Genomic DNA, 5,699 nt, shown 5'->3' on the forward strand with positions numbered 1-5,699 from the left:
CGAACGCTGGGCGGAGACCCGCCGCTGGCCGGACGGCACGGTGCACGGGCTGTGCGTGGTGCTGCGCAGCCGCGGCCGCACCCTCGGCGTCGCCACCTTCCTGCGCCTGCCCGCCCGCCGCCCGTTCGACCGCGCGGACGCGGCGTACGCGGAGGAGGTCGCCGCCCGGATCGCCACCGCCCTGGACCTGGCGGGCTAGGGCGTGTCCGGGCGGTGCGCGGGGTCCTCGGCGGGGTCAGTTCCGGTAGAAGATCCGGTCCGCGTACTCCCGCATCACCCGGCCGTTCCACTCGCGTCCGCCGTCGACGTTGGCCGACCGCAGCAGCGGCGGCTCGATGCCGCGCCCGGCCAGTTCGCCCGCCGCCGTGGCGACCACGGCCTGCATGACGGCGCTGGTCACGACGGTGGAGGCGGGGGCGAACGGCGCGTCGACACCCTCCCGCGTCAGCACGGTGTCCCCGACCGGGACACGGCTGTCCAGCACGATGTCGCAGTGGTCCTTGAGGAAACCGCCCGAGGGGTGGCGGGAGGTGGTGGCCCTCGTGTACGCGACGGAGGTCAGGCCGACGACCTTGATGCCGCGCGCCCGCGCGGTGAGCGCCATCTCGACGGGCAGCGCGTTGCGGCCCGAGAGCGAGATGATCACCAGGACGTCCCCGGCCTCCAGCGGGCTGCTGTCCAGCACCGCAGCGGCCAGCCCGCCGACGTGCTCCAGCGCGCTGCCGAGCGTCGCCGGCCGGACGTCCACCCCCATCACACCGGGCACGCACAGCAGGTTCATGACCGCGAGGCCGCCCGCCCGGTAGACGGTGTCCTGGGCGGGCAGCGAGGAGTGCCCGGCGCCGAACGAGAAGACCCGGCCGCCCGCCTCCACGGTGTCGGCGATCAGCCGCCCGGCGGCCGTGATCGCGGCACCCTCCTCGTCGCGGATCGTGCGCAGCAGATCGATCGCGGCGTCGAAGTACTGCCCGGCCAGCCGGTCGCTCTCAGCCATACCGCGGGCCCCTCTCGTCGAAGTGTGGATGGATCGGGGCCGGGTGCGGCGGCCCGTCGGACGGATCGGTCGCGCGGACCGTGCCGCGGACACCCCGGGGCACCTGCCGGTCCGTGCCGCCACCGGCCCGTACCCGCCGGTCGCGCACCCCGTGACGCCGTGGCGCGGCTCACGTTGCGGTCTGGACCAGTGCTCTGTCAATACGCACGGCCGGACCCGGCCCGCGGCCGGGGCGGCACCGTTGTCAGTGGGATGCGTCAGAATTGAATCCAGGGCCACCCGCACGACACATCGAGGGGCACGCATGTCCGGACTGATCGACACCACGGAGATGTATCTCCGCACCATCCTTGAGCTTGAGGAAGAGGGCGTGGTCCCGATGCGCGCCCGGATCGCGGAGCGGCTCGAACAGAGTGGCCCCACGGTCAGCCAGACGGTGGCGCGCATGGAACGGGACGGTCTGCTGACGGTCGCCGGCGACCGCCACCTGGAGCTGACCGAGGAGGGCCGGCGGCTGGCGACCCGGGTGATGCGCAAGCACCGCCTCGCCGAGTGCCTGCTCGTCGACGTCATCGGCCTGGAGTGGGAGCAGGTCCACGCCGAGGCGTGCCGCTGGGAGCACGTGATGAGCGAGGCGGTCGAACGCCGCGTCCTGGAACTGCTCCGGCACCCGACGGAGTCCCCGTACGGCAACCCGATCCCCGGCCTGGAGGAACTGGGCGAGAAGGCCGAGGCCGACCCGTTCCTGGACGCCGGGATGGTCAACCTGATGGATCTGGAGGCCGGCACCGACGGCAAGACCGCCGTGGTCCGCCGCATCGGCGAGCCCATTCAGATGGACGCCCAGCTGATGTACACCCTGCGGCGCGCCGGGGTGCAGCCGGGCGCGGTGGTCAGCGTGACGGACTCGCCGGTGGGCGTGCTGGTCGGCAGCAGCGGTGAGGCCGCCGAGCTGGACGCCGAGATCGCGGCGCACGTCTTCGTCGCCAAGCGCTGACCGGAAGCGCTGACCGGACGGGAAGGGCCTTCTTCGGCCTCTTCGATCCTTCGTTTCGGTCTCTTCTCCGCCCTGTACGGCCCGCTGAGTCGCGTTGACGCGCTGCTCGGCGGGCCGTTCGGGTGCGTGGGGTGGCGGCGGTGGGGGAGATGCTGCGATCGGGCGTGGTGCGGGTGCCGGGTGGGTGCGCGGGGGCGGCGCGGAGGCGTGGTGCGCGAGGCGTGCGGGGTGGCGGGTGGTGCCTGGGGCGCGGTCGGACGGGACGGCGCGCGGTGCCGGGACCTGCGGGAACGGGGTGGGGCGGGAACGGCACGGGGCCCCGGCTGCTCGCAGCCGGGGCCCCGCCTCCCCAATGTCCCCCGTCAGGACCCGGAGCCCCGAGCTCCCAGGGTCCTGCGCGGTGAGCCCCCTTCCCGGTAGGGCTCACCTCCCGCTAGCTGTCTCCCCTCGGCGGAGGTGATCAACCCTTGAGGGCCGTCACCCGAACGAGGGGACTTGAGCGCCGGAACCACAGATTCGAATGACGGTTCGATACCGTGGTGCTGCTCACGGGACGACTGGGGGTGGCAGAACGATGGTGCGGCGCATCGATGTGACAGGAGCCGGCGGCCTACGGCTCGCGGCCTGGGAATTCACCGAACCGCCCAAGACCTGCGGCGATCCGGGGGACAGACCCGGGGCGCTGCTGCTCCACGGCCTGATGGGCCGCGCCGCGCACTGGGCCGACACCGCCCGCTGGCTCGGCGCGCGGCACCGCCCGATCGCCCTCGACCAGCGCGGCCACGGCCGCAGCGAGAAGCCCGACGGCGGCCCGTACGACCGCGCGGCCTATGTCGACGACGCCCTCGCCGCCGTCGAACAGCTCGGACTGGCGCCCGTCACCCTCATCGGCCACGCGATGGGCGCGCTGACCGCCTGGCAGCTGGCCGCCCGCCGCCCCGACCTGGTCAGCGCCCTGGTGATCTGCGACATGCGGGCCTCGGCGATCGGCGCGGCCTCGCAGCGCGAGTGGGCCGACTGGTTCTCCACCTGGCCGGTCCCGTTCGCCACCCTCGCCGACGTCCGCACCTGGTTCGGAGAGGACGACCCGTCGCTGGAACGCCCCCGCCCGGCCCGCGGCGCGTACTTCGCGGAGACCATGACCGAGTGCGACGACGGCTGGCGCCCGCTCTTCTCCCCCCACCAGATGCTCGCCGTCCGCGACACCTGGGCCCACGACGCCCACTGGGAGGAACTGGCCCACATACGGTGCCCCACCCTCGTCGTCCGCGGTCCGGACGGCGACCTGGGCCGCGCCGAAGCCCAGGAAATGGTCCGCGTCCTCCCTCACGGCACCTACGCCGAACTACCGGATTCCGGCCATCTCGCACCCTGGGAACAACCCACCGCCTGGCGGCACGCGGTCGAGGGGTTTCTTGATGCGGCGGTGGGGGTGGGGTGAGGGGGCGCGGTCGGGGCGTAGGTGTGGTGGTGAGGTGGTGTCAGGCCGGGGGCGGTGGTGGTCCGGCGTGGGGCAGGGGCCGCAGCCCTGGTGCGGCCTCCTGCCCCACGCCGCGTTGTCCGGCCGCCTCTCCGTCCAGCGGCGGCCGAACTGCCCTCGGTGGCAGGGAAATTCTCTGGCGACGCGGATCGCCCACCGCCACAATCCGGCCATGTCCACCACGAAGGTACTGGTTCTGTGCGGTCCGGCCGGTGTCGGAAAGTCCTCGACCGCCCATGAGATCTCCCGTCGGCTCGCCCACGCCGACCTCGCCCATGCGCTGATCGACTCCGACGAACTGGACCACGTCCACCCCTGGCCCCCACCGGGACTGCGGCCGAGTGAGCTGTCCCGGCGCAATCTCGCCGCCCTCTGGGCCAACTACGCCGCCCTCGGACACACCCGGCTGATCACCGCGGGCGTCTTCGCCTTCCTGGACCGGGAACTCCCCTGGATCGCCGACGCGGTCCCCGGCGCCGACCTCACCGTGGTCCGGCTGACCGCCGACCTGCTCTCGCTCCGCACCAGGATCGCCCGCCGCGAGATCGGCTCCGGCGCCGACGACCAACTCGCCCGGACGCTCCACCAGATCGACCTGATACGACGGTCCGACCCACCCGGAACCCCCACCATCGACACCAGCGACCACACGGTCACCACCCTCGCGACCCGCATCATCGACACCTGGTTGGGCGACGAGGCTCCTCGGGCGATGTGAGGGGGCGGGCCGCCGGCGGACCGGCAGCTGCCGGGCACGGGGCATCCCGCCTTCGAGCAGGGAGGCATCCCGGGGCCGGGCATGTGCGCTGTGCGTGCCCGCCCCAGGCACCGCCTCCGGCCTCGTGCGCTCCGGCCCCGTGCCCGCCGCCCAGGCAACTGCCCGGACACCGCGCCCTCACCCCAGCGTGCGCGTGAAATCGCCCCGTTGGACGTGGGCGGTCAGGGAGTCGTCGGTCAGGAGGGAGCCGTAGCCGGTGGCGGCCCAGAGGCTGCGGTCGGCGGGGACCTCGAAGTACGGGAGAGGGCGGCCGTCCAGGTGGTCGGTGAGGACCGCGGGGGCGCGGCGGGCGCGCAGCGCTCGGGCGCAGGTGTCGCAGGCGGCCACGTCCACCGCCTCGCGGCGGCCGAGGGGGCGCCAGGTGACGCGGCCGGTCGCCGGGCCGTGCAGGGGGTGGAAGAAGCACAGCGGGAGCGGGTCCCGGGCGCCGGACAGCGCCGCGTGGCCCTCCGCGACCAGGGCGAACACCCCGGCCAGGTCGGGTATGCCGCGGGCGCGGTCCAGCACCGTCCCGGCCGCGGAGTAGGCGTCCAGGGCGCGTTCGACGGACGCCGGATCGCCGTCGGCGGCGCGGGCCTCCTCGCCCAGGCGCACCACTTCCCGGGAGGCCCGCTCACGCAGCGCGGACTCGTCGGTCCGGCGGGCGGCGGCGAAGACGGAACGGGGCAGCGTGAACGAGGCGGCGGGGGCGCGCAGCCGGGAGCGGCGGCGCAGCAGCAGCCCCGCCGCGCCGAGCACCAGCAGCGGCCCGGCCACCAGCGCGATCACCCGGGGGACGGAGGTGCCCTCCGTGCCCGAACCCGGCAGGTCCCGCCCGGAGTCGAGGTGCGCGGTGGCCTTCTCGTACTCCTTGTCGCCGTCACCGGCCTTGATGAGGGCGATGGCGCGGGAGAGACGGCGGGCCGTGCGGGCGTTCTTCATGTCGTCCTGGAAGAAGACCGTGGCGGCGGCCCGTTGCGCGTGGTGCGTGTCGCCGGGCCATTCGCGGGCGGCGAGGGCGTCGCGGTACTTGCCGAGCGTGACGATGATCGAAGGGGAGTCGCCCAACCGGTCGTGGACCACCCCGGCCAGCTGCTCGGGATCACCGCCCCAGTCGTCGCCCTCGACCAGCGGTACGAGGACGACGCGGATGGGCAGTCCCGTCTCCCGGATCTGCGCGACGAGCTTCTTCTGCTCGGTGGCGTCGACCGCGGAGGTCAGGGACGGATCGACATAGACGGGGGAGCGGCGCAGGGCCTCGGCGATCCGTTCCCCCGGGCTTTCCGCCGCGGCTACCGGAGCGGCGGCGCACCACAGCAGGGCGGCCGCCGACGCGGCGAGCGCGAGCGCGGTCCGCAGTCGGCGGCGGGCGCGAGGGGGGCGTGCGGGGCGGGGGTCAGTGGACACCGAAGTACTCCCGTACATCGCGGGTGAGCTGGTCGGTTCCGGCACCGTCGGCGAGCGCGGCGAG

General features: G+C 74.1%; 6 protein-coding genes. 4 read left to right on the forward strand and 2 right to left on the reverse strand.

Annotation, left to right across the window (positions count from 1 at the left end):
- Window positions 1-199 (forward strand): GAF domain-containing protein (locus AC51EU_RS26250; protein ID WP_496269561.1); only part of this gene is annotated, 199 nt, incomplete at its 5' end.
- 36 nt (window positions 200-235) lie between these two features.
- Here the strand turns inward: AC51EU_RS26250 and AC51EU_RS26255 are convergent.
- Window positions 236-994: an SIS domain-containing protein gene (locus AC51EU_RS26255; RefSeq protein ID WP_496269562.1), complete on the reverse strand. Its 759-nt coding sequence runs from the start codon at window positions 992-994 to the stop codon at window positions 236-238.
- A gap of 304 nt (window positions 995-1,298) precedes the next feature.
- On the opposite strand from AC51EU_RS26255, the gene AC51EU_RS26260 reads away from it, so the two are divergent.
- The 3 genes from AC51EU_RS26260 (at window position 1,299) to AC51EU_RS26270 (ending at window position 4,189) form a co-directional block, all read left to right on the forward strand.
- Complete coding sequence (locus tag AC51EU_RS26260; protein ID WP_496269563.1) at window positions 1,299-1,991, forward strand: iron-dependent transcriptional repressor DtxR; 693 nt, start codon at window positions 1,299-1,301, stop codon at window positions 1,989-1,991.
- Between the two features lie 574 nt (window positions 1,992-2,565).
- On the forward strand, window positions 2,566-3,432 hold the full coding sequence (locus AC51EU_RS26265) for an alpha/beta fold hydrolase (protein ID WP_496269564.1): 867 nt from the start codon (window positions 2,566-2,568) through the stop codon (window positions 3,430-3,432).
- Between the two features lie 211 nt (window positions 3,433-3,643).
- Complete coding sequence (locus AC51EU_RS26270; RefSeq protein WP_496269565.1) at window positions 3,644-4,189, forward strand: ATP-binding protein; 546 nt, start codon at window positions 3,644-3,646, stop codon at window positions 4,187-4,189.
- 177 nt (window positions 4,190-4,366) lie between these two features.
- On the opposite strand, the gene AC51EU_RS26275 is transcribed toward AC51EU_RS26270, so the two are convergent.
- On the reverse strand, window positions 4,367-5,653 hold the full coding sequence (locus AC51EU_RS26275) for a hypothetical protein (RefSeq protein WP_496269566.1): 1,287 nt from the start codon (window positions 5,651-5,653) through the stop codon (window positions 4,367-4,369).
- Window positions 5,654-5,699 lie beyond the last annotated feature (46 nt).

The sequence above is a fragment of the Candidatus Streptomyces philanthi genome (assembly GCF_059553635.1).

Excerpts from the sequence above, each read along its gene's own strand:
- AC51EU_RS26260 (WP_496269563.1), top strand. The coding sequence starts at position 1,299 with ATGTCCGGACTGATCGACACCACGGAGATGTATCTCCGCACCATCCTT.
- AC51EU_RS26265 (WP_496269564.1), top strand. The coding sequence starts at position 2,566 with ATGGTGCGGCGCATCGATGTGACAGGAGCCGGCGGCCTACGGCTCGCG.
- AC51EU_RS26255 (WP_496269562.1), bottom strand. The coding sequence starts at position 994 with ATGGCTGAGAGCGACCGGCTGGCCGGGCAGTACTTCGACGCCGCGATC.
- AC51EU_RS26270 (WP_496269565.1), top strand. The coding sequence starts at position 3,644 with ATGTCCACCACGAAGGTACTGGTTCTGTGCGGTCCGGCCGGTGTCGGA.
- AC51EU_RS26275 (WP_496269566.1), bottom strand. The coding sequence starts at position 5,653 with ATGTACGGGAGTACTTCGGTGTCCACTGACCCCCGCCCCGCACGCCCC.